Source organism: Polynucleobacter sp. HIN9 (assembly GCF_030297635.1).
Classification (GTDB): Bacteria; Pseudomonadota; Gammaproteobacteria; order Burkholderiales; family Burkholderiaceae; genus Polynucleobacter.
Map to the genome: position 1 here is coordinate 785,450 of NZ_AP028140.1, position 25,639 is coordinate 811,088.

The following is a 25,639-nucleotide window of genomic DNA, read 5'->3' on the forward strand; positions in this document are numbered from 1 at the left end:
CAAGGATTGCGTGATCAAGCCCTAAACCGCCCACCTTTAATGCTTTCTAAGCCCCGTGGATCAAGTTGATAGAGATAAACCCAAGCGATTTGCCATTCCGATGTTCCAATGAGATGGATGGAGCGCAATACGCGTTGATATTCATGGGGGCTTGGATCGTCGGGCGAGCATTCTTCATATCGATCAATCACATCCAGTAATTGCATGTCGTTTAGGCGCCAGAGCTCTCCATAAACCCAAGATTCTGCAAACTGGATTGACTCGCTGGGTCGATCCGTAGCGCCGGGATACCAGGATATTCGATAGAGCAGACCAGGCATCTGCGCTGCACCCAAGTGCTCAGCACCCGCATGAAATTGCATTGCATTGGGATGACTAAAGGGGCTCATTAAGGTTCCATAAACAAATAGAAGATCGGAGCGCATCATTGTTTTACATGGAAACCCTAATAGGAGGAAGTAAAAAGCCTATTCACAATCAATCTTAATCGATCAAGAAGGTGCACCAAGATGAAAACCGTTAGCCAGCTGCTCGCAGAGAAACATCACCGAATCGAAACTATTGCTCCCAATGTACATGTGTTTGATGCCCTAAAACTCATGTTGGAGAAAGACATTGGCTCGCTGTTGGTAATTGAGTTTGGTAACCTAGTCGGCATTTTCACTGAGCGTGATTACGCCCGTAAATTAGTTCTGCAGGGCAAAAGCTCACAAAATACCTTGGTGCGAGATGTCATGAGTACCAAACTGATTACAGTAAAACCAGCAGATACCCTGGACTACTGTATGCAACTCGTGACAGAAAAGCGCATTCGCCATCTCCCAGTATTGGATGGCGGCCGCTTGATTGGCATGCTATCGATTGGGGATTTGCTCAAAGCTGCGCTCGCAGAACAAGCTGCTACGATTGCGCAACTTGAGGCGTATATTAATTCTTAAAGCCCCATTTCTTTAAAGACGTCTTTGGCGGTACGAAAGCTATCAATGGCTGCCGGAACGCCGCAATAGATTGCCGATTGTAAAAAGATCTCTGCAATCTCATCTTTGGTCAAACCATTATTGATTGCACCCTTAACATGCAGTTTGAGTTCATGGGGCCGATTGAGTGCAGTCAGCATTGCTAAATTAACAATGCTGCGGGTTTTGCGATCAAGGCCAGGCCGATTCCAGATTTCATTCCAGCAGTATTCAGTTACCAGCTCTTGGAGCGGTAAGTTGAACGAATCGGCATTGCGAATCGCTTGATCCACGTACTCGGCACCGAGTACCTCACGACGGGTTTTTAATCCTTTTTCAAAAGCATCACGATTCATGACTGTCTCCTTAGTAATTTACTAAACAGCAGTATAGTAATAGGCATGAACATTCGTTTGATTCCCGGAATTCTGATCATGGCAGTAGGCCTATCAGCCTGCGGAACCCCAGAGAGTGGCTTTCGGGTGGTTCAACGTTCCGACGGCATGATTGGTGTGCAGGCTGTGAAGGGCGCTAAAGAGATCGAGGCACAAGAGCTGGCAACTAAAGAGTGTAAAAAGAATGGAAAATCCGTCGCCCGTATTTCAGAGGCCCGCACCACCCACAATGACAAATTTCCAATGATTTATATTTATCAATGTCTGCGCTAGTCATACCTAGCGACCTAATCCAATGTCGATTCACACTCATACCCAAACCATTCCACTATTTCCACTGGGAACCACCTTATTCCCTGATGGAGTGATGCTGCTCAAAATCTTTGAAGTGCGCTACCTCGATATGGTCAAACAGTGTGTGCGCGAGGGTTCTGGCTTTGGTGTGGTTACTCTAAACAGTGGGGACGAGGTGCGCATGCCAGGTCAAGAGATTGGATTTAATTCAGTAGGAACCTTTGCCCGGATTAAAGAATTTGATTCGGTACAACCTAGTCTCTTCATGATTCAATGCCAAGGGGAGCAGCGCTTTCGTGTCAAATCCAGTGAAACCAAACGCAATGGCCTGATTGTTGCCGAGGTTGATTTCATCGAAGACGATGCTTTCATGGAGGTTCCAGAGGATCTCAAAATTGCCTCTACCGTATTGGGTAAAGTGATTCAGTCTTTTAAAGAGCAGGGCGCAGCCCTTGGGAAAGAGCTGCCCTTTAGTAAACCCTATCGCTTTAACGAATGCGGCTGGGTCGCCAATCGCTGGTGCGAGCTCTTGCAATTAAGCCCTGGCCAGAAGCAATTTTTCTTAGAACAAGAGAGTCCTCGTCTTCGGTTGGATCTGATTCATGAACTGCTAGAAGAGATGGGCGTCTATAAAGCCGTTAAGTAAGCATGAGCTATTCCTACGAATGCTCGGTTTGTGGGAACGCCCGTCCCGTCACTGGCGAATGCCCATTTTGTAATACATCAATTGCACCGCTTGCACACTCCGATACTGACGTCATTAACCTTGAGCTGGATAGCCCTTCGAGCGATGAAGCCCTTGATCAACTAACGCATTACATTCGGGCTGCCAGTGAGGCTCACATTCGGGCTTTGGTTGTAATTCATGGTTATGGCTCGAGTGGGAAGGGTGGCAATATCCGCAAAAAGGTTCGTGAGGCTTTAGAGCATAATTATTTTGCGGATCGTGTGAGCGAGTATTATCACGGTGAGGATCTTCGGCATCAATCGGACTTATATCGTGACGTAATTAAGCGCCGACCTGGTTTAAAGAAGCACTTCAAATTGTTTAAAGAGGGTAATGCTGGAATGACCTTATTAATGATGCACTCACAGCCCTAAGAGCAATGCCTAACTATTGGTCCACCAGCGGTTTTGATACATTGAAAGTGAATGCAGATCACCATCTGGTGGTGACCGATGACTTTCTTAGAACCTATCTTGCTCGCCCGGAGCTGAGTCTCATTCCACAGTCGTGCGCTCAAGAACGAGCGGTCCATGAGCGTCTATTGAATTCACCACGCGAAGAAATTAGCCAAGCTGAGATTCAGAAAATCGCCGATCACGATGTGCAGGCTAACTATGAAATTTGGTTTCGCTACCGAGCTAAATTATTAGCCGCAAGCTCCCTTGAGCACTTTTACATGAGTCTGTTTCAGGGGAAGGGAGTCGATGTCCCACCTTTATTTGTGAGTCAGCTCACTCAAATTTTCCTTCGGCATATATTGGGTGAGAACCCAGACCCTTACGAACTAAGAATGGCAGAGTTCTTCTTTCGCACCCAAAAGGTCAGCATTCTAGAGGGCGGCGTTTTGATGGCGGCTGATCACGAAACGATCGAGCGAAATGCACAGGCTTCTGACTTTGGAAATATTGTTGATCTTTTGAAGAATCAATCACTGGCTGCCCGTACGATCGACTTGGATGTATTGCATCCCGATAATGCCAAGTCCTATTGGGGTCGTGATGAGTTCTATGATTTCGCAGTCCAGCTCAATTTCGATCAGCCTGCATTACCTGCCTTGGCGCGTCTTCTAGAAAAATGGATCAAGCATTTTTTAGGGATCGATACAGTGATTACCCCGTTGAAGGAGATCGCCGACTCCAAATGGGTTTGGCATGTTGGCTTAGATGCTGCTGCGACCGAGATTCTGAATGGTTTGTACCAAGAGCAGAGTCTTGATGAAAGTGTCCTTAACCGCTTAATTTGCCTCTTTAAGCTCGAATTCAAGGACCTGAGCCCAGTGCTTAGCCAGGTTCGAGGCAAACCCGTGTATTTGGGTCTGGCAATGAACGATCAGTCTCAGATTAAGATCAAGCCCCAGAACCTCTTATTTAATCTTCCCTTAAGCCCTGTTTCGTAAGCACTTTTTTTCTATTCCGTCTGTTGCAGCGCAATAGAATTTAGGGTATACTATTAGGTATAAACCCTTAGGAGAAGAAAATGACTACAACGACTATCAAACCCAATTTGGCTGCCGGTTCAATTGGAGCAAGCGCCGGATCAAATTCTGGTATCTTGGCAACAATCCTTAAAAGCTTGCGCATGCTTGGCAAGGCCTGGGAAGAGTCCAGAGTGGAATATAAAAAACGTGCCATCTTAGGTGGCGGTTGGGAATAATTGAAACCTGTCCGTATTGACTTTGTATCCGATATCGCCTGTCCTTGGTGTGCCGTTGGATTAGCATCCCTAGAACAGGCGTTAAAAGAAGTCGGAAGTGAAGTCAGTACGGAGATCCAGTTTCAACCCTTTGAATTAAACCCTCATATGCCCCCAGGCGGGCAAGATGTCTTTGAGCATCTCACCGAGAAGTACGGCACGACCATTACTCAGGTCAAGTCCAATCAAGAGAAAATCTATCAGCGTGCTGCTGAACTAGGATTTCCATTTCATCCCGAAGGTCGCAAGCGGGTCTACAACACCTTCAATGCCCATCGTCTATTACATTGGGCCATGGTGGAATTTGATCTCGATGCCCAGCATCGTCTCAAAAAAGAGCTTCTCAAGAGTTACTTCACCTTAGCAGTTGATATGGATCAGCACGAACAGCTGCTAGAAGCAGTTGAGCGTGCTCAGTTACCAGCCGGGCGCGCTCGAGAAGTTCTCGCCTCTGATGAGTTCGCAAAGGATGTGAAAGACCAAGAGCAAAAATACCATCAGCTTGGCGTGCACTCGGTACCCTCGATCATTCTGAACAATCAATTCATTATTCAGGGTGCACAATCCCCAGAGCTCTTTGCGGAAGCTCTGCGTGATTGCGCCAATGGCGTGATCTAAATCCCAGCACTTCTAATGAATACAATGACGGTATTCATTTTGGAGGGTAGCTCATGATTCACGGAATTCAAATTAACCCACGGCACGAACCTGCCGAATTAGGCATTCATGCGCTGCGTGGTATGCCATCCACCGTGATAAGCGATATGTTGGGACGCACCCTGGTTGCCAAGGATATTCTGCCGATTCATCGCGCGCCAATGTCTGTCTGCGGTAATGCCTTCACCATCAAAGTTCATACGGCAGATAACCTCATGGTTCACAAAGCATTACAAATGGTGCGTCCAGGGGATGTGATGGTGATTGATGCCGAGGGCGATACCGGTTGCGCGGTGATTGGTGAGATCTTGACGCGCGTTGCTAAAAGTCGCGGCGTCGTCGGTATCGTTGTCGATGGTGCAGTGCGCGATGTCGATGCGCTCGAGGAGTTAGCCTTCCCATGCTGGGCACGTGGTATTAGTTTGCGTGGCCCCTTAAAGGATGGACCAGGCGCAATTAATATACCCGTCTCCATCGGCGGGATGATTGTGAATCCTGGAGACATTATCTTGGGTGATCGCGACGGCGTGATTGCTGTTCCCCCAACTCTTGCTGCAGAAGCAGCCCGTCTTGGCCAAGAAAAGATCAAGCAAGAACAAGAGATTCTCAAAACGATCGAAGCCGGAACTTATGCGGCACCATGGGTTGATGAGCTACTCATCAAAAAAGGGGTGAAGCTTTAATTACAAAGCGATCACGCAGCGATTAGCAATCCCCACTTGGCTTAAAACCTGAGAACCATTCAAACCAGCAATCTCAAGAACGCAAACCGCTGCAGCAACTTGCGCTCCGGTTTTCTGAACAAGACGCGCAGCTGCGGCGATAGTACCGCCAGTCGCTAAAACGTCATCAACGATCAGCACCAAAGCCCCGGGCTGCAAAATATGTTTACTGATCTCAAGAGTATCTGATCCGTACTCTAAGCCATAGGATTCTTGATGGATATCGGGCGGTAATTTGTTGGGCTTGCGGACCATCACGAACCCTTTATGAAGATGAGTGGCAAGTGCCGAGGCAAAAATAAAGCCCCGGGACTCAATCCCCAAAATATAGTCAAAGGAGTACTCAGTGCTAAGCTTACCTAGCGATTGAACGGTATAAGCAAAGGCATCCGCATTGGCGAGTAGGGGAGCAATGTCCCGAAATACGATCCCAGGCTTCGGAAAGTCCAAAATGCCAGGCAAGTAGTCTTCAAGCTTCATCCGTTTAGAATCCAATCATGACTATCGAACACCCCATCTTACTAGTAGTTGCTCTTAAGAATGAACTTGAGGCTATTACCATTCCAAAAAACATTGCAGTGGCATACACCGGAATCGGCAAAATCAATGCGGCTACGGTTACTCAAAGTGCGATTATTCATTATCAACCCAGTTTGATCATTAACTTTGGAACTGCCGGAGGATTGAATCCCAAGCTCAGTGAGTTAGTAACGATCGGACGTGTGATTCAGCGCGATATGAATGCGCAGCCCCTGGCACCTCGTGGTATCACCCCGTTTTGCACCAAGCCCGCCGAATATCTATCTGAGTCGGGTAAATATACCTGTGGCACTGGAGATAGCTTCGTAACCAGCACGGACCCTTGGTTGATCGAGCAGAAGGTTGATGTGGTGGATATGGAGTTATTTGCCATTGCGGCAATCGCCCATCAGCACCAAATCCCTTGGCGCTCATATAAATTTATCAGTGATGCCGCCGATGATCAGGCAAGTGAGCAGTGGCACGAGAAAATAAACCATGGGGAAGAGCTATTCTTGGAAGAGCTCAAACAGTTACTATCTTGATCGGACCCATGCTCAATCGACCCATTCTCTTGCTAACAGCAGGACTATTTCTTCATGGAAATGGATGGGCAAACGAAGAAACCGCTGAGGTTTCCAAAACGATACGCGTCAAGCCAATTCCGATGGAAAGCGCAAAGACCATTATTGGTCAAGACTTTCGTTACCCCAGTGGAACGCCCCAGATTCAGGTCTTTGAGATTGAGATTCCTCCGGGTCAGCAAACCACATTGCATCGCCATGCCATACCACTCTTTGCCTATATCGCCAGCGGAGACCTGGAGCTTGATTACGGCAGCAAGGGCAAAAAGATTATGCGATCTGGCACCTCGTTTGTGGAAGCCATCAACTGGTGCCACTTTGGTAAGCCCCTGGGTAATCAGTCCGTTAGAATCATTGCTGTTTATCTTGGACAAAAAAATCCAGACCTCGCGATTTCAGAGGACTGTACAAAACCCGATTAGGACGATTCGTGAGCACATCATTTGTTATTCCAGCCCCAGTTACTCCATCTTTGCCCGTTGTGGGTGATAGCAAGCGCTTTCCCGTCAATCGCATCTACTGCGTTGGGCGCAATTACGCTGATCACGCCCGTGAGATGGGCCATGACCCCGACCGCGAGCCACCATTCTTTTTTATGAAGCCCGCGACCGCGGTTGTGACCGATGGTCATGACATGGCTTATCCGGCTTTATCCAACGATGTTCACCACGAGTTAGAAATGGTTGTCGCTTTGGGTAAAGGTGGAGCGAATATTCCTGTAGACCAAGCCTTAGATCATGTGTGGGGCTATGGTTTGGGACTCGACATGACCCGTCGTGATTTGCAAGGCGAAGCCAAAAAAATGGGTCGTCCTTGGGATACTGGTAAAGCCTTTGATCAGTCCGCACCATGCTCGGCCTTGGTGCCAGTAAGTCAATGCGGACATTTATCCAAGGGTCGTATTTACCTGACGGTGAACGGTCAAGTGAAGCAAGACGGTGATCTTGCGATGATGATTTGGAATGTACCGGAGACGATTGCCTACTTGTCCACGCTCTTTACCCTAATGCCAGGCGATTTAATCTTCTCAGGAACCCCTGCAGGAGTCGCTGCGGTCCAACGCGGTGATGTATTGGAAGGCCATGTAGATGGCTTACCGACTCTCCAAACCAAAATTGTGTAAGGCTTTAGAGCTCAGACTGGTTCTCGAGCGCAAATAATTTGAGAGTATCAAAATCCACATGGTCAAGTGCATTGATGTGGGTACTCTCTAGTTTAAGGAGTGGTGCACAGCCATTCGCTAGAGCCTCTTGCCAGCGAGTAATGCACAAACACCATTGATCGCCCGCTTTAAGCCCCGGAAAGTTCCACTCTGGTCTCGGGGTAATCAGATCATTGCCCCGCTGATGACTAAACTCCAGAAATTCATCGCTCATGATTGCGCATACTAAATGCAAGCCAACATCCTCGTCATTGGTCTTGCAGCAACCATCCCGAAAGAAACCAGTGAGCGGATCAAACGAGCAGGGTACGAGTGGCTCACCAAAGACATTACGCACAATCTCAGGCATTTGTTCTCCTTACTTCCCTTGCCAATTGGGAGGGCGACCACTTAAAAATGCCGTTACACCCTCTTTAAAGTCTGCGCTGCCGTACACCTCGGTAATTAAATCATCGCAATTCGGTAATGAATGTCCGATCACGCGCGCCATGATGAGTTTGGATGCCTTTTGAGTAATTGGTGCTAGAGCAGCTAATTGCTTTGCAAGATCCATACTCATCCGCTCAAGATCCTCTGATTCACCAGTTTGGTAGATAAATCCCTGTGTCAAAAGCTCTTGCGCCGAGATTAACTCAGCAAGTAAGAGCATGCGTTTTGTGATTGCAACCCCAAGATGGGCCGTTAACCAGGCGATATTGCTCGGCGAGAGGGTATTGCCAAGTGTGCGTGCAATTGGTACTCCAAATTTTGCAGTTGGAGTCGCTATCCGAAAATCACACAAAGCCGCAATTGCTAAGCCACCACCAACTGCGAGTCCATCAATAACTGCAATCGTTGGTATGGGTAGTTGTTGAAGAGGCCCCAAATAGTGATCAATCATGCGCTCATACTGAACCCCATCGGCACCACCTTGAAAGGATTGAAACTGGGCAATATCACTACCCGAGACAAAGGATTTACCACCAATTCCTCGCAAAATAGCGACTCGCACAGAAGGATTTTGTGCAAGCTCTAAACAAATCGTGCGCAATTGCTCATACATCGCCTGCGTCATCGCATTGCGCGCTTGGGGATGATCAAAAAAGAGATGTGCGATCGAGTCCTTAATCTCGCAATACACCCGAGCATTGATTGCATCACTCATGCAGCAAATGCACCCTGTGCGCGTAGTGATTCAATTTGATCCGAGGTAAATCCAGCCTGCTCTAAAACCTCTTGGGTATGCTCGCCCAATAGGGGAGGATGACGACGAATTTGCTGCGGGGTGCCTTGCATCTTGACCGCAAAGCCGATGTTAGGAACTTTGCCCTCCAGCGGATGATCAATCTCAATCTTCATTTGGCGATGCTTACCATGCTCGCTCTCAAAAGCCTGCGGATAATCTAAGATTGGCCCAGCCGGAATTCCCTCAGCCAACATCAGATCAATCCACTCACTTGCATCTTTATTAGCAAAGGATTTTTCAAGTTCAGTGATTAGTGCTTGGCGATGACCGAGTCGACCAGCAATCGTTTGGTAATCAGGGTTCTGTAACAGATCTGGGCGCATCAAGATGTCACAGAGTTTTTGCCAAAGCTTGTTATTCGTGGCACCCATCACGAAGTAACCATCTTTTGCTTTCACAGCTTGATAAGGCGCAGTCATACGGTTGGCCGTACCCAGTGCAATAGGAGGTTGACCGGTGCCCCAGTACTCGGAGGTATCCCAAATCGAGAACGCCAGTGCTGAATCAAATAAGGATGCATCAATGTATTGACCCTGGCCCGTGCTCTTGGCTCCAATATACGCTGACAGAGCCGCATAGACCGCAAAGAGTGCGCAGCCAATATCAGCAACGGGAACACCGGCTTTGACGGGTTTGCCATCGCCATGGCCGGTCACACTCATTACTCCGGACATCGCTTGAGCCATTAAATCAAAACCAGGACGCTCTGCCCATGGACCACTTTGGCCAAAACCCGAGATGCTGACGTATACCAGTGCGGGATTGATGTTGCGCATTGCCTCGTAACCAACACCCAGTCGTTTCATGACCCCCGGGCGATAGTTCTCCACCAAAATATCAGCGTCCTTGGCCAACTCAAACAAAATCTCTTTGCCAGCATCGGACTTCAGATTAATCGCAATGCTACGTTTATTGCGATTCATGTTCAAAAAGCCCATGCTATCGGGGCCTTTCATCTTAAAACCCATGGCACCACGGGTTTGGTCACCTGAGCCTGGTGGCTCGACCTTGATGACATCGGCGCCCATATCGGCGAGCAACATACAGCAGTAGGGGCCCGCCATGACTTGACTCACATCAAGAACCTTAACACCGGCGAGGGGTAGAGGACGATTAGTTTGGGATGTAGAGGAATTCATCATGGCATTCTAAACACAAAACCATTTTTTGTTTGTGCACATCCGTCTATTAAAATTATGAGTATGTATATGTTTTTACCTTTTGTGATTGCATTACTAGCCGCCATCTTCATTTGGTTTGAGAAGCGCGTACTTGGATTGCTGTTTGCATTCGCTAGCGCTGTGATCACGGTCGCATGGTTCTTGCATCATGCCTCCGACAAACTCAATATTAGCCTATGAGTAAGCTAACCTTACCATCGCTTAGTGGCCTGGGGAACATTGTTCTCTTAGGGGTCATTAATTTGGTACTTACTCTGGCATTTTTGGATCAATTCATCAATCATGATCTGCCATGCCCACTATGCATTCTGCAGCGCATGGGCTTTATCTTAATTGGACTGATGTTCTTGCTCAATATCCGTTCAGGTGCGCAGCCTGCGCATTACGGATTTGCCATTCTGTTTGCGATCTTGGGGTTGTCAGTCTCCCTGCGCCAAATACTTCTGCATGTTGCCCCTGATGATCTGGGTTATGGCGACACCTTCTTTCGTCTGCATTTTTACACCTGGGCCTTTGTTGGATTTGTCTCCTTGATGATTAGTATTGCAATTCTGTTAATCATTCCGGATCGTGGCACCCGCAGCCGCCATTGGTTTGCGCAGTTTATCTGTTTGTGGTTCATCCTTTTATTAGTGGGTAATGTAATCTCGACCTTATCCATTTGCGGTTTAGGTGCTTGCGCAGACAACCCATTGCACTATGACGGTATTACGCAGCTGCGCCAGTGGCTCACGAAGTAAGTTGCTTTGAAACGACTCTTTATCATCGGCGCACTTGTATTTGGGCTATGTTCTGCAGCGCAGGCGGAACGCATCTGGCCACGCGATACCATTCGTATCGTGGTGAGTTTTCCTCCAGGCGGTGCACCCGATACCTTGGCACGCGTTCTGGCAGAGGATTGGCAAAAAACCTTGAACGTAGCAATCGTTGTCGAAAACCGTCCTGGACACGGCGGTAATATTGGAGCCGATCAGGTAGCTAAGAGTGCGCCCGACGGCTATACCTTGCTGATTGGTACCGTAGGGATTCATGCGATTAATGGCGCCCTTTATGAAAAACTCTCTTACGATCCCGTTGCTGATTTCACCCCAATTACTTTCTTGGCAAGCACCCCAAACGTACTAATTGTGAGTAAGCAACTTGGCGTGCAGTCACTCAAGGACCTAATTGCTCTAGCCAAAGCAAAACCGAATGAACTGACGTTTGGATCATCGGGAACGGGTACATCGATTCATATGTCAGGAGAGCTCTTTAAAGAGATGGCGGGCGTGCAGATTCGGCACATTCCATATAAGGGCAGAGCGCAATCCCTGCCCGACCTTGTAAGCGGCCGAATCTCCATGCTCTTTGATAATTTAGCGTCTGCATTACCCTTAATTAAAGCCAATGAAGTGGTTGCGCTGGGAGTCACCACAATTAAGCGTTCCCCATCAGCCCCAGAGATCCCAACCCTCGCCGAGCAAGGACTCAAAGGGTTTGAAGCGATATCCTGGTTCTCTCTGATGGGCCCAGCCAAGTTGCCTCGCGATATTCAGATGCGGTTGAATCAATTGACCCAGCAAACCCTATCGAAGCCAGAGGTCAGAGCCAAGCTGATGAACGGTGGACTCGAGCCTAATCCTGGCAGCCCCGAGGATTTAGCCCGTTATATCCAACTCGAATCCAATAAATGGCGCAAAATTGTCCAGCAATCTGGAGCAAAGGCAGAATGATGTCTGCCAAACCCACTCCAGAAGCGTTAAATACATAGAAAGATCAACCGGAGCACTCCATGCGACTTCAGGCCTTCAAAACAATTGTTATTAGCAGTATTGGTATCGCAGTACTCACTGCTTGTGTATCCGCACCCACTGGTCCCACGATCACCATCATGCCGCGCGAAGGAAAATCCTTTGAAGAATTTAAAAAGGATGATGAGGAGTGCAGAGCCTTCGCATCTCAGTCCGTCAAAGAAGGCAATACCGCAGCCCTAAAGGAGGGGGCCATTAGTGCGGCCATGGGTGCCGCCATTGGTGCTGCAGCCGGAGCCCTGTACCAAGGCGGAAGCAGTACGAATGTTGGAACTGGTGCAGCCATTGGTATGGTTGGTGGCGCTGCAGTCGGGGCCATGGGCGCTGCCAGTAAAGAATCGCAGGCCCAAACCCAATACAACACCGCGTACCAACAGTGCATGTATACCAAGGGCAATCAAGTACCCGGTTTTAAACCGATTGGTGAGTTTAAAAAGATTCAGTAGTAATAAGATTGCTCAACTAAGAATCTGGACAATGCGCTCGCTTCCATCTTGATAAAGAAAGCGCAACTCATATTGACCCACTATCTCGGCACTCTTTAACTCTTTACTACCCCAACTCAACGAAAGCTCTAAGCCCAGTTCCTTATCTTCAACAATGACTAATTTGCTTTGATGATCGATCGCTTTAATCGAAAAGTGTTCGGAGAGAGGAAATAATTTATCAAGCATATAAATTTATAAAACTCATAAGTTTATAGAAAATATATACATATTGGTGAATACGGATTTTCACCTCTTGACAACTAATCTCGGGGGGGGGGTGGAATCTATCTAGTAATTAGACCAAAAGCGATTAAACTTACCTTGGGAAATAAAGAAAGTCTTCCATTACAACGATTACTTGTGGGGACAAGAATATGGACGTCTTAGCCAATTACTTTGAGTTCGCAAGTAGTCGGGACAAAATACATGCCAAGTACAAGGTCACTCACCGCGAGTGCATTATCTTGCGCATGATCACCAGCGCCTTTCATGAAGGGCATAAGCTCACTGTGTCGGATGTGATTCAAATGAAGTCGATTGCTTCACCAGCAACATCGCATGCCGCCCTCAAATCTCTAATTGAAAAGAAACTAATTGAGAACAAATCCTGCACCAAGGATGCGCGCGTGAAGAAATTAGTTCCAACTGAGAAAGCCCTCAAACTCTATAAAGAGCTGGGCATGCTATTGGTCAAAACAAAATAAGCTTAGACCGTCACCGGCGGGTTGGTCTTTTTATAATACGCCGCAGTCTTTCTAAAAATCAATAGTAGTAGTGCCGCCGCAATCGCTAGGCTCACGCTGTTGGCAATCCAAAATCCATTGACCCCCTGCAAAATCTGGGGTGTATTGCCCAGCACATTGAAGCCCAATAGGTAGCCGCCTCCAAGGCCCACGCACCACAGTGATCCTGCATAAACCAACATGGGCAAAAACGAGATGCGATACGCGCGCAAGATAAATGCCGCAACCACTTGTACCGAGTCAACTAATTGATAGAAGCAAATAAATAAGAAGAGCGGCGCAGCTAATAATTTGACATCCGGTGTCGGGTCATAGAGATCAAGTAACTGGAACCGAAATACCCATACAAACAATCCAATCACAATGCATAGGCTACTGGTGAAGATCACCGACGACCAACCAATCTCCTCGGCGCGTTGCTGACGACCTGCGCCAATGGACTGCGAGACCAGGGTCATGGTTGCAATTGACAGTGCTAGTGGCACCATATAAATGACCGTACCGAGATTAGCAACGATTTGATGACCTGCAAGCGTGGTGGTGCCAAAGCGCGCAATGAACAAGGACATAAAGGTAAACGAGGTCACCTCAATAAAGTAACTTAGACCAATTGGCGCACCTAAGCGTAAAAGCGTCCAGATCCGATGCCAATCGGGCCAACTAAATTGCGCAAAGAGATGAAACGGCTTATAAAACCGACCCGAGAGCACAATAATGAGGGTCGCAAAAAACCACAGCCAGTTAATGATCACCGTAGCAACTGCGCAACCGGGGCCACCCATCGCAGCAACACCAAAGCCACCATAAATAAACAAGGCATTGAGCGGAAACTTGAGACCCAAGCCCACCAATTGCACAATCGTAATAATCCCTGGCCTAGAAACTGCATTATGAAAGGACATCAAAACCCGCATGCCCATGCTGGCTGGTAAACCAAGGGCCAAGATCTCTAGGTAGAGGCGTGCTTTACTCTCGAGATCCTGCTCAACCTGTGAGATCCCAAGTAAAAGATCGGCATTCAAAAGGATTAATGTGCCGACCACGGTTAAGCCTACAGCAAGCCAACCCGCTTGACGAACCTCTTCACCAATCTCACCAAACCGTTTTGCACCAAATAATTGCCCCGCAATTGGGGTTAGGGCGGCAATCACCCCTGTGAGTCCAACATAAATACTGATGTAGATCGCTGAGGCCATGGCCAGAGCTGCAAGATCCTCAGAGGAGTAGCGCGCCGTCATGGCGGTGTCTAACACACCAAAGGCAATCACCGCTAACTGGCCCACCAATAGTGGACCGGCTAATTTCAGGAGTTCAGGAACATCGTCTCGTAAGCGCGAGACCCGAAAAAATGTCATGCGTGGTCTTACTCGGGGATTACTTCATACAAGCGCAAACGCTCATCGCGATCGGCAGCGCGTCGGTCTTCCCAAAGCAGTTTGAGCTTCTTGTCATGCAGTGCGGAGAATGCCGTTGCCGTGCTGGCATTGTGGGTTAGTACATAAGGGCAGGCAGGATTGTCGGCCAAGGGTAAGCGAGTGAAGTAACTGAATGATGCTAATTGTGCCGCTCCTAAATTACTTGTATCGATACAACTAGCATTGGCTGGCGCAGCCTGTACTAGCCGCTCAGCAACAAAACGATAGGTCTTAGCATAGTTGATGGTGGGTAACCACAGAGTCATGAGCAGCACCCACATGAGAGTCGTACCAGATGCCGAGATAATCAAGCAGCGCCAAATCACCTTGGGAGCACGTGAGGTACGCCACTGCACGACCCACAGCCAAAGACCGGTAATGCCAAGTGCAATGAGGAGGGTGACCCAACTAAATTGAACCTCAAAACCAGGAATATAACGTGCCACATTATCAGCAGTGCTAGCTGGAAAGCCCGTGGTCTTAGCAAACCAAATCAACCAAATGGCGATTGCAATAATCGTAAAGCTCAGCATTGCAAACCAGTCAATAAAACTAATGACACTACGTCGCAAAATGGGAAGGCTAAAGGCAGCCAAGATGGCCATTGGTGGAATGAGGATGATTAAATCATGCTCATTCGCTTCCACCCGAAATAGCACATAGATAAGTCCAGCGAGTAACAAACCTAAGGGAATGCATAAATGGGGCGCGCGCCACGCGCCAGCATCCTCATGTCGCACCCAGTGCACGAGGGCGACTAAGGCCAGCGGCCAGACCGGCCATGCGTATGCCCAAAAGTTGACTCCCATAAACTGTAATGAGTTCCATGCAATGTAGCGATGCATGGGCGGTGTTTGCGCCCAGGCTTGGAGTGCCGCTTCTTGTACTGCTGGAGAAACGGCAAAGACTTGCCATAAGAGTGGCCAAATACCAATCCCCACAATCGCAATGACCAGCGAACTCAGTGTCCACCGAAATCGTAGTTTTATCTGACAGAAGAAAACAGCCAGTGCGGTTGCTATCGCAATCAATGTAGTTAAAGCCCAGTTACTCGAGAGACCCAAAATGACTAATCCGAGGCCAGTCCATGCGCCACCTTGCCAAGGTTTATCAAGGCCACGGATAGTGCCATACATCACAATTGATAAACCCATGAGTTGCGCCATCATCGGCGTGGTCTCGTGAGTTCGCTGGGCCAGGCCCACACATGCCAAGAAAATGAGGAGCGCCCCATCGGCTAAGGTCATCCCGTAATCACGGGTATTGGGCTGACCACCCAGCGCAAAACTCATGGGTTGTACTTCTTTACGACGCCCTAAGAGATAACACGCATACCAAATGGCAATTGCGGTCACGAAGAAGCACAGTGCTGAGTAAAGACGTGCCGCATTGCTATCACCAATCCATGAGCCAAACAAATCCATCAAGCTCGCACCCAGCCAGTAGGGTAGTGGTGCCCCCATCGATTGCTCACGTCCAGCGAGAGAGGGGATTAGCCAATCCTGCCAAGAGCTGGTATGCAGATGCCACATCACACCAAACCCAATCGAGTCTTCGTTTTTCCAGGGATCACGACCAAAAAGCCCGGCCAAGCCGTAGACGATGGTGAGTGCAAAGATCACAATCCGAGGAATGGATGCTGTGGCAGCGGCAGTCAGTTTGACCATACTAGTTCATCGTATCCCTGAATACTATCTTGATCCACATTCCCAGAAATAACAAAGGCAGCGTCTGCTGCCTTCGGTAACACAAACCACCTAAGGTGATTACTTCGCTTTCTTGCTGGCCACTTTCTTTGCAGCAGGCTCTGCTTTTTTCGCCTCAGCGGCAGCAGCACGCTTCTCAGCGGTCTTGGCAGCGCCATCACCGGTTGCCTTGGCAGCCGCTTTGCCACCAAACTTCTGACGGAACTTCTCAACACGACCAGCAGTGTCAATAATCTTCTGGGTACCTGTAAAGAAAGGATGCGACTCCGAGGAGGTCTCAATCTTTGCTAATGGATACTCTTGACCGTCTTCCCACTTAATCGTCTCTTTGGTGATGATGGTGGAGCGGGTTTTGAAGCTGAAGTTGTTGGAAACATCTAAAAAAACAACTTCGCGGTAATCAGGGTGAATGCCTTGTTTCATAATCAATATCCTTGGAACGGGTAGCCGTTGTGCGTCACGCATGATCCCACAATACTTGCCCAGGGTTTAGTACAGCAAAAGCGAGATTATGCCACAAAATCAACGCTTAAGCTCCAATGTCTAGCCGCCTCGGCGCATCAACTCAAAGAACTCGGCATTATTCTTGGTGGACTTGAGCTTGTCGACAATGAAGTTCATAGCCTCAATCTCATCCATATCGGCCAGAAGCTTACGTAAGACCCAGATTTTCTGGAGGTTTTCGGGCTTGACGAGGAGTTCCTCGCGACGAGTGCCTGACTTATTGAGGTTAATAGCGGGGTAGACACGGCGCTCGGCTAAGCGACGCTCTAAATGGACCTCCATATTGCCAGTGCCCTTGAACTCTTCGTAAATCAAATCGTCCATGCGGCTACCGGTTTCAATCAGCGCAGTTGCCAAAATGGTGAGCGATCCACCTTCTTCGATATTACGAGCGGCACCAAAGAAACGCTTAGGACGTTGCAAGGCGTTCGCATCAACACCACCAGAGAGCACTTTGCCTGAGGAGGGTACTACGGTGTTGTACGCACGCGCTAAACGTGTAATCGAGTCCAACAAAATAATCACATCCTTTTTCATTTCCACCAGACGCTTGGCTTTCTCGATCACCATTTCAGCAACCTGAACGTGACGAACGGCTGGCTCATCAAAGGTGGAAGCAACTACTTCGCCGCGGACGGAGCGCTGCATCTCAGTCACTTCCTCAGGACGCTCATCGACCAAGAGAACAATCAAGATCGCATCGGGATAATTTTGAGAGATCGCATGAGCCACATGCTGCATCATCACGGTCTTACCAGACTTGGGAGATGCCACGATCAGGCCACGCTGACCAAAACCAATCGGCGAGATCATATCGATAATGCGACCGGTGAGATTCTCTTCGGCCTTGATATCGCGCTCAAGGGCGATATTACGATTGGGGTGAAGCGGCGTGAGGTTCTCAAACATGATGCGATTTTTGAGATCCTCAGGCGCCATGCCATTGATCTTGTCGACCTTCACCAAAGCAAAGTAACGCTCACCCTCTTTGGGGGTGCGCACTTCACCCTCGATACTGTCACCCGTGTGTAAGTTAAAACGACGGATCTGTGCAGGGGAGATATAAATATCATCGGGAGACGCCATATAAGACGACTCGGGGGAGCGCAAGAATCCAAAGCCATCGGGTAATACTTCTAAGACGCCATCGCCAAAAACTTGTTCGCCGGCCTTAGCCCGCTTCTTCAGAATGGCAAACATCAGCTCTTGTTTGCGCATCCGTTGGGTATTTTCAATCTCGAGGCTTGCTGCCATTTCGAGGAGTTGAGAGACGTGGAGTACTTTGAGTTCAGTTAATTGCATGATGTGTGCTTAGGATAAAACTAGAAAAGAAAAAAATAAGATAAAAGTGGAGGGTGCCGATCAGGCGAGAAAAACGATCAACGGAAAAAAGCGTTACGGTGAATTAGTCGTTTGAAATGGGATTAAATTTGGGGATGGCCTTAAAGAGACCTTTATTGAAACTAGATACTACACTAAAAAATGGCAAAACACGTAATTTTTGCCACTCCTCAAAGACGGAAAGGGTCTAGCTCGAATTGTGAGCCTGACCCCAGCCATACTAAAACCACTTCAATTACAGATTGCTATCAATGAATGCCGTGAGTTGCGACTTGGCGAGAGCACCGACTTTTTGAGCTGCGACCGTGCCATTTTTAAACAAAATGAGTGTCGGGATTCCCCGAATATTGAACTGGGCTGGAACGCCTTGGTTCTCGTCCACGTTCATCTTGGCAATTTGGATGCGATCACCGTATTCAGTCGAGAGCTCTTCCAAAATGGGCCCAATCATCTTGCAAGGACCGCACCACTCGGCCCAAAAGTCGAGGAGAACGGGTTTATCAGACTTGAGAACATCCTGTTCAAACGATGCATCACTTACTTGTTTAATGCCGGCACTCATGAAAATTCCTTATGGTTTAAATGGATGGAATAACTCAGCAAACGGTCATTCCAAACCCTATATTATCAATAAGCCACGATTCATGCCAAAACTTGCTCCTGCCCCTAAGTGAACCCGTTGTTATGCAAACGTATTCGATCACTCCGAACCAAGATGCGTTAGCGCAAATCGCGAAGCAAATCTGGGCAATTGCAGCGGCAAGCGATGCGCGCCCCCAGGTCATTTTGCCCACAGCTGGACCCAATCTCAGTTTGCGCTTGGCGTTGGAGAGCAGTCGTCCCTCAAACACCATGCTATTACCCGAGGTACATAGTTTGGCTGATTGGCTTGCGCTGACTCCAGATGGATTGCGCCTACCACAGCCACAGTCGAACACGGAACGAGTCTTGCAAACCTATGCCTCGATTGAGACCTATCCCAATCTGCGCGAGTGGTTTACTGCCGAAGGAGAGGGGGGCGCTTGGAGCTTGGCCAATGCCATTGTTAGTGCCTGTGATCTGCTATCGCAAAGCGTCGTTCCGCAATTGGCCTGGAGCATCGATCATTTGGAGCTCGAACACGGGATTGAGCAGGTACAAATCAAGCTAAGCCAAGCAATAGCAGACGCCTATCCACAACTAGCCCAAGAGCTTGTAAGCAAAGAGTCCGCAGTTCTTTTGGCATTCTGGCGTTATCTCAGCTCCGTGCGTGATCCCGTCATCACCCAGCATCTCGCACTGGTATCCCATCTGCAGCAATGGCAAATCAACCCAAAGACACGTCGACCCTTGATTTGGATTGAGACCATCGAAGAGAATGATGCGCAAGCCCGCGCGCATCAGGTGTTTCTTGATCATTGTGAAGCGTTCATCCCGGTGCACCGATTTGTGATGGATTGGACTGAGGTTGGCCTATGGCCCGAGACCATGGAGTTTGATTCATCGCTCGACGGGCAACTGCAAATCAATCGGTCAGCGCTCAATCAAAAACACATTACCTGCCAAAGCGCAAAACGCTTTGAGGACCTTGCGTGGGAGGCAACGCATTGTATTGAGGGCCATTTACAGGCAGGACGTACTCAAATTGCTCTCGTGGCACAAGACCGACTATTGGCACGCCGCACCCGCGCTTTGCTGGCACGTCTTGGTCCTGGTTTATCCATCGACGACGAAACAGGTTGGAAACTCTCGACCACGCGCGCAGCCGCAGCGCTTCATGCTTGGCTTGAGTTATTGCGTTGTCCACCTCAAGGGCCGAGCGCGATCACCTTACTGGAGTTCCTCAAAAACCCATTTCTCAATCTCAGTGGCTTGCTGAACGCTACGCCTGAGGAAATCGGATTACTCATTAGTGAACTCGAGAGCATGTTGTTGCTCAAGCAGGCGAGAGCTTCGTGGGTTAGTTTCTATTTAGCAATCGAAGCGGGAGCAAGCTCCGAGTTTGACCCACGCTTACATCACCTATTACAGTCCATTCGAGAGCGGGTAAGTATTTGGCAGAACCCCAAGATGCAAAATCTGCCGTCTGCGAGAGCCCTTGCACAACTGCGAGATGATTTGTCCTACTTTGGAATGCGTCAGCAATTTGAGGATGATGCTGCTGGCTTACAGTTACTTGCCATGCTCGACAAACTGGGCTTAGAGCAAGCTCAGCTTCCAACGCTACGAATGCCCCTGGCCGAATGGATTATCTTTTTAAAGACCCGAATGGAAGAAGAGGTGTACCGCGAGCAGGGCAGTGATGCATCGGCACGCGTGACCATCTTGCCACTCAGTGCAACTCGATTGCGCCGCTTTGATGCCGTGGTGATGGTTGGTTGCGATGAACGCCAACTGCCAAGTTATGGCGAGACCCCACTATTTTTCTCGGAGAGTCTAAGTCAGACTCTCGGTGGTACCGATATTGCTCGGCAATATCGTCAACAGGCGCGGGATCTCTCACAACTCTTTGCCTCATATTCCTATATTGATCTGTTATGGCTAAGCGAGGGTGCTAGTGGTGAGCCCTTGCGCGCATCCCCTTGGATCGTACGCTTACAAGAAGATCTTCCGCAACTTGCAACCCGTGAATCTAGTCGCTTTGCACGATCCGCTGTAGGAACACCGATGACCATGGCGCAGGCAAATCGACTCGATGGACTACCCATGCCAACGCGCATGAGCCCGAGTGCGTATCGGGCACTGCGGGCTTGCCCGTATCAGTACTATGTGCGTAGTCTCTTAGGTCTTCGTAAACGCAAGGATCTTGATGACGAGCTCGATGCATCGGTGATTGGTCAAACCTTGCATCAAATACTGCGTAATTTTTTCCAGGAACTCAAAAGTACCGAGGCTCGCGACGCCCAGATCAACGATGATTTGCAGTTCCGTAAAGATTGGATGATCACGCGCCTGATGCGCGCTTCTGAGCAAGGTTTTAGTCGCTTACTGGAGGGTGATCAGCGGGTCTTAGGGCATTTGCGGGATTGGCAAAAACAAATTCCCAGTTTTGTGGAATGGCAACTGGAACGGGAGTCACAGGGTTGGCGTTTTCATGATGCCGAACGCAAACTTGGCTTTGAGTTCAATTTCTTGGACAAGCATGGGCAATTCCATCAAATTCAGATTGAGGGCTACGCTGACCGGATTGATGTTAAGCCCAATACATCATCACTCGCGATCCTGGACTATAAGCACCAGAGCCGCGAGAAGGTGTTGGAGCGTGGCACGCAACTGATGGATGACCCCCAGTTACTGCTATATGCCAAAGCGCTATCCACACAAGGTCCGATCGAGCAATTGGATTGGGTTTCTCTAAAAATGAACCTCAAGAAAAAAGGTGCAAACCAACGCTCCGTTGGGATTTCAGAGATACCGCTCGCGATGCAACAGCTTGATGCGCAGTTGCAAAATGATTTAAGGAGCGTGTGGTCTGGAGACGCCATGCAGGCCTTTGCACCCGAGAGTACTTGTCTTTATTGCGATGCCCGGGGTATTTGCCGTAAAGGGATGTGGTGAGTAGCATGCAAGCTCTTAATATCGCAATCGTCTGTGACCCGCAGCGCTCGGTGGTGGTGTCCGCTTGCGCCGGTAGCGGGAAAACATGGTTACTAGTCGCACGTCTAGTCCGCATATTGCTTACCGGTGAGTCACCCCGATCTATCTTGGCTCTGACCTTCACACGTAAGGCTGCGCAAGAGATGCGTGAACGCCTCTATCAACTCTTGCAATCCTGGACCACGATGAGTGATGCCGAGCTGATGCATGCCCTGGTAGAGCGAGGACTCGATCCCGAAGCAGCACAAGTGCATCTTCAGTCTGCACGTACGCTCTATGATCGCCTGTTATCGAATCCGCATACCGTTTCGATTGACACCTTTCATGGCTGGTTCGGACGCTTACTTGCTGGGGCGCCGGTCTCAATGGGAGCTCAATCTGGATTTACCTTGCGCGAGGACGCCAAACGGCTGCAACAGGAGTGCTTAGAGGATTGGTGGGCATCGATGCCACTCGATGTGCTGTCTGCCTATGAGTATTTGCTTGAGCAACTGGGTTCAGCACAAGCCCATCAGTTTTTATTGGGGGCCAATGGCCTAGTGCAGCAAAAGGGCGCCTGGGTATTTTTCAAGAAAGCCTGCGAGGCCCGTGGTGAACCCGTAACCGAGGCCTTACGCAGATGCTGTAACGCGCTTTCTCAACCTAATCCCTTACTCATCAAACTAGAAGAGAGTGCAGCGCCCCATGAACTCTCTATGTTGTATGAGGTGTTGTCTCATGGCGGCGTGCGTGATCAGCAGGGTCTCGCAGAATTAGGCGCAGCGCTTGAAGCCTTAAAGGAAAAACAATTTGATACCGCGATACGCTTATTGATCCCCGTGTTTATGACGCGTGATGAACTCCCAAGCTATCGCAAGGACAATGACAGTGCTTCGAAAGCGATTCAATCGTATTTAGAGGCGCAGAATCAAGATACCAATCGATTCATTGCGACTCGGCAAGCTTGGGCAATCGCATGTGAGCAATTCATTGAGTGGCAGGCTCAGCAGGAGGCGCTTGCGCTTAATCAAGCCTGGTTTAGTATCGGTGCGGCCATGCTCGAACATATCGAGCGTAGTAAAGAACGCATGCGCGTGCGTGACTTTGATGATCTAGAACTTGGTGTGGCGCAACTGATTTCGGATCCTCGTGTTGCGGCGTATTGGCAAGCACGTTTGGATGCACGTTATCGACATATTCTGATTGACGAGTTTCAGGATACCAATCCTTTGCAGTGGCAAATTCTGCGAGCTTGGCTTGCAGCCTATGGCGATGATCAGGATAAGCCCAAGGTATTTATTGTGGGTGACCCCAAGCAATCTATTTATCGCTTTCGTCGTGCCGACCCCCGTCTATTTGGAGCAGCAACCCGCTTTTTGCAAGCGCACGATCAGGCTCACCGTGAACAACAAAACACCACAAGGCGGAATGCGCCTGAGATTGTGGCGGCGGTTAACCGCATCTTTACGACCAGCCGAGTCCCCAGTAACTATCCATTTCAGGTACAGGCAACTCTCTGGACCGCTCCCGACATACCAGGCCATTCAAAATTCGCCAAAGGCGAGGCTTATCGTCTGCCATTAATCTCGATCATCGATGAGCCACAGGCCATTGCCCGCGAGAACGCCTTGGTCATGCCATTCACCGATACCCGCGATACTGGCGCCAAACAGCAACGTTTGTTGGAAGGACAGCGTCTAGCGCAATTAATCCACGAGGTACTACGAACTCGTTTGGTGCTCGATGAAATGATTGACCCAAGCAATCATCAGCAGCGTCATAAAATCTGGCGACCAGCGCGCCTGGGTGATTTCTTAGTGCTCGTCAAGCGCCGTCAATACCTGCCCGAGTATGAGGAAGCATTGCGGCATGCCAATTTGCTATTTGAGAGTCCGCGCTTAGGCGGCTTACTCGAAACATTGGAAGTTGATGACCTGATTGCTTTACTCACGATTCTGAGTAACCCCAATCATGATCTTGCTCTTGCGCAGGTCTTGCGCAGTCCTTTATATGGCCTCACTGAGGCGCAGATGCAAACGCTCTCAGAGTTGGTGCAAAGTAATCGTGGCTATCGCAATTGGTGGGAAGCGCTTACGCATGCCGATGATCATCCCTATGCCGAGACCTTTTTGGGGATTGCTAGGCAACTCATGGAGTGGACGGAGTTAGCCAAACACTTGCCAGTGCATGATCTCCTTGATCACGTGTATTTCTCGGGCGATATTCGTTGCAAATACGCGAGCGTATGCCAAGCGCGCGACCGAGATCAGGTCTTAGCTAATTTGGATGCTTTTCTGGAGCTTGCCTTAAATTTAGATGGTGGCCGCTACCCCAGCTTGGGACGATTTATTACACAACTCAAACAAATGCGGCGTGGCGATCAAGATGAGACACCGGATGAAGGTGAGATGCGCGGTGAGGTTCCCTTAGAGGATGAGAGCGATGATCTAGCGGATGGGGATTTTGATCTAAATACTCACTCACTTTCACACCGTCAACAGCGCATTCGCTTAATGACCATTCATGGGGCGAAGGGACTTGAGGCTCCATTTGTGATTATTCTGGATTGCAACCATACAGCGATCACCAACCCAGGACGCGGCGTATTACTTGATTGGGATCCCGATCAGCAAGCACCAGATCATTTGTCAATGTTCACCAAGCTCAGCTTATCCAAGGCGCGTGAAGATTTACTTGCGCAAGAGAAAGGTATTGCCTTGCATGAGAACTGGAACCTTTTCTATGTGGCACTCACCCGTGCCAAGCAGGGACTTTGGTTAAGTGGGGTGGAAAGCACCCGCAATCGCCAGCAGGGCGGTTTAGTACCTGACAGTTGGTATGAGCGAGCTTGTGAAGGTCAAGTACCAGTATTCACTGATCTTGATGAGGCACACATCGACCAGCGTCATACAAGTCAGCCCCAACCATCACACAGCGATGAACGATTTGAATACCCTGATTTGGTCTTGACCTGGCAGGGTGAACCAAGCTTAACTCCCAGACCCAAGACGCACAGTGTCGATGAGCAACGGCGCATGCAAGAGGGTGAGTGGTTTCATTGGGTACTAGAGCGAACCACGCCTCAACAGTACCGAGCGGCTGAGACCTTGCCAGACGAGAAATCCTTGGCTAGCCGACTTGGTATCGATGTCGCAGATGCACAGCGCACCATTGAACGAGTGAGAACCGTTTTTAACAGTTCCGATTTGCTCCCATTCTTTGACCCGGCGGTCTATCTCAATGCTTGGAATGAACTTGATGTCGTGAGTGAGGAGCGGTGCTTGCGGATTGACCGCTTAGTAGAGTTTGAAAACGAGCTTGTTGTCTTGGATTACAAACTCAGCATCCCTGAGAAAACCGATCCTCTTTATTCTCAATATCAACTGCAGCTTGAGGGCTACTGTCAGGCTGTGCGACGACTATTTCCAGACAAAAGCGTGCGCAGTCTGCTGATTGATGGGCAGGGCCACAGCACCGATTTGCTAACTTAGATCTCAACGATCATTTCAATTTCGACACAAGCCCCCAAGGGGATTTGCGCAACCCCAAAGGCGCTGCGAGCATGCTTACCAATTTCACCAAATACCTCGACGAGGAGTTCAGAGCAGCCATTCATGACCAAATGTTGCTCGGTAAACTCGGGGGTGGAGTTCACGAGGCCCATGACTTTGACCACTCGACGTACGCGATCAAGTGAGCCGAGGTGGGCATTGAGGGTTGAGAGTAAATCAATCGCGATACTCCGAGCGGCTAACTGACCGGTAGCAGTATCCATGTCTAGCCCCAATTTACCAACCCATGGCTTGCCATCGCGTTTGGCAATATGGCCTGATAAAAATACCTGATCACCGGTGGTCACTGCCATGACGTAGGCGGCCGCGGGTGCCCCAGGACTTACTAGGGTAATTCCTAGGTCATTCAGTTTTTGGGAAATTACGCTCATGAAACTCCTTCAAGCAACGGGGTTAAACACGAAATCACCG

At 49.1% G+C, this 25,639-nt stretch carries 31 protein-coding genes; 18 read left to right on the forward strand and 13 right to left on the reverse strand.

The annotated features are described in order from the left end of the window. Window positions 1-14: 14 nt before the first annotated feature. The gene (locus tag QUE62_RS04165) at window positions 15-428 is read right to left on the reverse strand and encodes a gamma-glutamylcyclotransferase family protein (protein WP_286262434.1); all 414 of its coding nucleotides are present in this window, start codon (window positions 426-428) and stop codon (window positions 15-17) included. 81 nt (window positions 429-509) lie between these two features. Here QUE62_RS04165 and QUE62_RS04170 point away from each other — a divergent pair, with 81 nt between their 5' ends. Further along, on the forward strand, window positions 510-938 hold the full coding sequence (locus QUE62_RS04170) for a CBS domain-containing protein (RefSeq protein WP_286224592.1): 429 nt from the start codon (window positions 510-512) through the stop codon (window positions 936-938). Here QUE62_RS04170 and QUE62_RS04175 read toward each other — a convergent pair. Next, complete coding sequence (locus QUE62_RS04175) at window positions 935-1,312, reverse strand: carboxymuconolactone decarboxylase family protein (RefSeq protein WP_108508318.1); 378 nt, start codon at window positions 1,310-1,312, stop codon at window positions 935-937. The two genes, QUE62_RS04170 and QUE62_RS04175, sit on opposite strands and share 4 nt — an antisense overlap. Window positions 1,313-1,357: 45 nt before the next feature. On the opposite strand from QUE62_RS04175, the gene QUE62_RS04180 reads away from it, so the two are divergent. The 7 genes from QUE62_RS04180 (at window position 1,358) to QUE62_RS04210 (ending at window position 5,404) form a co-directional block, all read left to right on the forward strand. Next, window positions 1,358-1,624, forward strand: a complete 267-nt coding sequence (locus QUE62_RS04180) for a hypothetical protein (RefSeq protein ID WP_286224594.1) — start codon at window positions 1,358-1,360, stop codon at window positions 1,622-1,624. A 22-nt stretch (window positions 1,625-1,646) separates the two neighbouring features. Beyond that, a complete protein-coding gene (locus QUE62_RS04185) occupies window positions 1,647-2,291 on the forward strand; it encodes an LON peptidase substrate-binding domain-containing protein (RefSeq protein ID WP_286262437.1) in 645 nt (214 codons plus the stop codon). Window positions 2,292-2,293: 2 nt separating this feature from the next. Continuing rightward, entirely contained in the window at window positions 2,294-2,746 is a 453-nt protein-coding gene (locus QUE62_RS04190) for a Smr/MutS family protein (protein WP_286262441.1), read from the forward strand. A 5-nt stretch (window positions 2,747-2,751) separates the two neighbouring features. Then, the gene (locus QUE62_RS04195; protein ID WP_286262443.1) at window positions 2,752-3,768 is read left to right on the forward strand and encodes a DUF6352 family protein; all 1,017 of its coding nucleotides are present in this window, start codon (window positions 2,752-2,754) and stop codon (window positions 3,766-3,768) included. A gap of 80 nt (window positions 3,769-3,848) precedes the next feature. Then, window positions 3,849-4,025: a hypothetical protein gene (locus QUE62_RS04200; RefSeq protein WP_286262444.1), complete on the forward strand. Its 177-nt coding sequence runs from the start codon at window positions 3,849-3,851 to the stop codon at window positions 4,023-4,025. Further along, the gene (locus tag QUE62_RS04205) at window positions 4,026-4,682 is read left to right on the forward strand and encodes a DsbA family oxidoreductase (protein WP_286262446.1); all 657 of its coding nucleotides are present in this window, start codon (window positions 4,026-4,028) and stop codon (window positions 4,680-4,682) included. Between the two features lie 53 nt (window positions 4,683-4,735). Beyond that, the gene (locus QUE62_RS04210; RefSeq protein ID WP_286262447.1) at window positions 4,736-5,404 is read left to right on the forward strand and encodes an RraA family protein; all 669 of its coding nucleotides are present in this window, start codon (window positions 4,736-4,738) and stop codon (window positions 5,402-5,404) included. Here QUE62_RS04210 and QUE62_RS04215 read toward each other — a convergent pair whose 3' ends face one another. Beyond that, window positions 5,405-5,923, reverse strand: coding sequence for an adenine phosphoribosyltransferase (locus QUE62_RS04215; RefSeq protein WP_286262448.1), 519 nt, complete (start codon window positions 5,921-5,923; stop codon window positions 5,405-5,407). A gap of 17 nt (window positions 5,924-5,940) precedes the next feature. Between QUE62_RS04215 and QUE62_RS04220 the strand changes: the two genes are divergently transcribed. Genes QUE62_RS04220 through QUE62_RS04230 form a run of 3 tightly spaced genes read left to right on the forward strand, consistent with a single transcriptional unit; the run spans window position 5,941 to window position 7,669 of the window. Further along, window positions 5,941-6,507, forward strand: coding sequence for a 5'-methylthioadenosine/S-adenosylhomocysteine nucleosidase family protein (locus QUE62_RS04220; protein WP_286262449.1), 567 nt, complete (start codon window positions 5,941-5,943; stop codon window positions 6,505-6,507). Between the two features lie 8 nt (window positions 6,508-6,515). Further along, window positions 6,516-6,968 carry a cupin domain-containing protein gene (locus QUE62_RS04225; RefSeq protein WP_286262451.1) on the forward strand — a complete coding sequence of 151 codons (453 nt, stop codon included), beginning with the start codon at window positions 6,516-6,518 and terminating at the stop codon, window positions 6,966-6,968. Window positions 6,969-6,976: 8 nt separating this feature from the next. Next, window positions 6,977-7,669, forward strand: coding sequence for a fumarylacetoacetate hydrolase family protein (locus tag QUE62_RS04230; protein WP_286227363.1), 693 nt, complete (start codon window positions 6,977-6,979; stop codon window positions 7,667-7,669). A 4-nt stretch (window positions 7,670-7,673) separates the two neighbouring features. On the opposite strand, the gene QUE62_RS04235 is transcribed toward QUE62_RS04230, so the two are convergent. From QUE62_RS04235 to QUE62_RS04245, 3 genes are read right to left on the reverse strand one after another with little or no spacing between them, the layout of a single operon-like run. Then, window positions 7,674-8,057, reverse strand: coding sequence for a DUF2237 family protein (locus QUE62_RS04235; protein WP_286224605.1), 384 nt, complete (start codon window positions 8,055-8,057; stop codon window positions 7,674-7,676). A gap of 9 nt (window positions 8,058-8,066) precedes the next feature. Beyond that, window positions 8,067-8,852, reverse strand: coding sequence for an enoyl-CoA hydratase/isomerase family protein (locus tag QUE62_RS04240; RefSeq protein WP_286227364.1), 786 nt, complete (start codon window positions 8,850-8,852; stop codon window positions 8,067-8,069). Next, entirely contained in the window at window positions 8,849-10,075 is a 1,227-nt protein-coding gene (locus QUE62_RS04245; protein WP_286227365.1) for a CaiB/BaiF CoA transferase family protein, read from the reverse strand. Before QUE62_RS04245 ends, QUE62_RS04240 begins: the two co-directional genes overlap by 4 nt. A 66-nt stretch (window positions 10,076-10,141) precedes the next feature. On the opposite strand from QUE62_RS04245, the gene QUE62_RS04250 reads away from it, so the two are divergent. The 4 genes from QUE62_RS04250 to QUE62_RS04265 are packed head-to-tail and all read left to right on the forward strand — an operon-like array spanning window position 10,142 to window position 12,350. After that, window positions 10,142-10,294: a DUF5993 family protein gene (locus QUE62_RS04250; RefSeq protein ID WP_286226057.1), complete on the forward strand. Its 153-nt coding sequence runs from the start codon at window positions 10,142-10,144 to the stop codon at window positions 10,292-10,294. Beyond that, a complete protein-coding gene (locus QUE62_RS04255; RefSeq protein ID WP_286227366.1) occupies window positions 10,291-10,854 on the forward strand; it encodes a disulfide bond formation protein B in 564 nt (187 codons plus the stop codon). Before QUE62_RS04250 ends, QUE62_RS04255 begins: the two co-directional genes overlap by 4 nt. Window positions 10,855-10,860: 6 nt before the next feature. Then, complete coding sequence (locus QUE62_RS04260) at window positions 10,861-11,826, forward strand: Bug family tripartite tricarboxylate transporter substrate binding protein (protein ID WP_286227367.1); 966 nt, start codon at window positions 10,861-10,863, stop codon at window positions 11,824-11,826. Between the two features lie 59 nt (window positions 11,827-11,885). Then, complete coding sequence (locus tag QUE62_RS04265; protein WP_286262453.1) at window positions 11,886-12,350, forward strand: glycine zipper family protein; 465 nt, start codon at window positions 11,886-11,888, stop codon at window positions 12,348-12,350. 12 nt (window positions 12,351-12,362) lie between these two features. Here the strand turns inward: QUE62_RS04265 and QUE62_RS04270 are convergent, their stop codons facing one another. Next, entirely contained in the window at window positions 12,363-12,578 is a 216-nt protein-coding gene (locus QUE62_RS04270) for a hypothetical protein (protein ID WP_286227368.1), read from the reverse strand. 188 nt (window positions 12,579-12,766) lie between these two features. On the opposite strand from QUE62_RS04270, the gene QUE62_RS04275 reads away from it, so the two are divergent. Continuing rightward, on the forward strand, window positions 12,767-13,096 hold the full coding sequence (locus QUE62_RS04275) for a winged helix DNA-binding protein (protein WP_286227369.1): 330 nt from the start codon (window positions 12,767-12,769) through the stop codon (window positions 13,094-13,096). 2 nt (window positions 13,097-13,098) lie between these two features. On the opposite strand, the gene QUE62_RS04280 is transcribed toward QUE62_RS04275, so the two are convergent. The 5 genes from QUE62_RS04280 to trxA all read right to left on the reverse strand — a co-directional run bounded on the left by QUE62_RS04280 (window position 13,099) and on the right by trxA (window position 18,663). Beyond that, window positions 13,099-14,490 carry an MATE family efflux transporter gene (locus QUE62_RS04280; protein WP_286227370.1) on the reverse strand — a complete coding sequence of 464 codons (1,392 nt, stop codon included), beginning with the start codon at window positions 14,488-14,490 and terminating at the stop codon, window positions 13,099-13,101. 8 nt (window positions 14,491-14,498) lie between these two features. Further along, window positions 14,499-16,217, reverse strand: coding sequence for an ArnT family glycosyltransferase (locus QUE62_RS04285; RefSeq protein WP_286262454.1), 1,719 nt, complete (start codon window positions 16,215-16,217; stop codon window positions 14,499-14,501). A 99-nt stretch (window positions 16,218-16,316) separates the two neighbouring features. Beyond that, the gene (locus QUE62_RS04290) at window positions 16,317-16,679 is read right to left on the reverse strand and encodes a type B 50S ribosomal protein L31 (protein ID WP_286224616.1); all 363 of its coding nucleotides are present in this window, start codon (window positions 16,677-16,679) and stop codon (window positions 16,317-16,319) included. A 120-nt stretch (window positions 16,680-16,799) separates the two neighbouring features. Beyond that, a complete protein-coding gene (rho, locus tag QUE62_RS04295) occupies window positions 16,800-18,062 on the reverse strand; it encodes a transcription termination factor Rho (RefSeq protein WP_108508340.1) in 1,263 nt (420 codons plus the stop codon). 274 nt (window positions 18,063-18,336) lie between these two features. Next, window positions 18,337-18,663 (reverse strand): thioredoxin TrxA, encoded by a 327-nt coding sequence (gene trxA, locus QUE62_RS04300; RefSeq protein WP_286224617.1) that lies wholly within the window; start codon window positions 18,661-18,663, stop codon window positions 18,337-18,339. A 122-nt stretch (window positions 18,664-18,785) separates the two neighbouring features. On the opposite strand from trxA, the gene QUE62_RS04305 reads away from it, so the two are divergent. Together QUE62_RS04305 and QUE62_RS04310 are read left to right on the forward strand one after the other, a co-directional pair. Beyond that, complete coding sequence (locus tag QUE62_RS04305; RefSeq protein WP_286262455.1) at window positions 18,786-21,638, forward strand: PD-(D/E)XK nuclease family protein; 2,853 nt, start codon at window positions 18,786-18,788, stop codon at window positions 21,636-21,638. A gap of 5 nt (window positions 21,639-21,643) precedes the next feature. Further along, on the forward strand, window positions 21,644-25,147 hold the full coding sequence (locus QUE62_RS04310) for a UvrD-helicase domain-containing protein (RefSeq protein WP_286262457.1): 3,504 nt from the start codon (window positions 21,644-21,646) through the stop codon (window positions 25,145-25,147). Here the strand turns inward: QUE62_RS04310 and QUE62_RS04315 are convergent. Beyond that, a complete protein-coding gene (locus QUE62_RS04315) occupies window positions 25,144-25,599 on the reverse strand; it encodes a RidA family protein (protein ID WP_286224619.1) in 456 nt (151 codons plus the stop codon). The two genes, QUE62_RS04310 and QUE62_RS04315, sit on opposite strands and share 4 nt — an antisense overlap. Window positions 25,600-25,639: the final 40 nt, after the last annotated feature.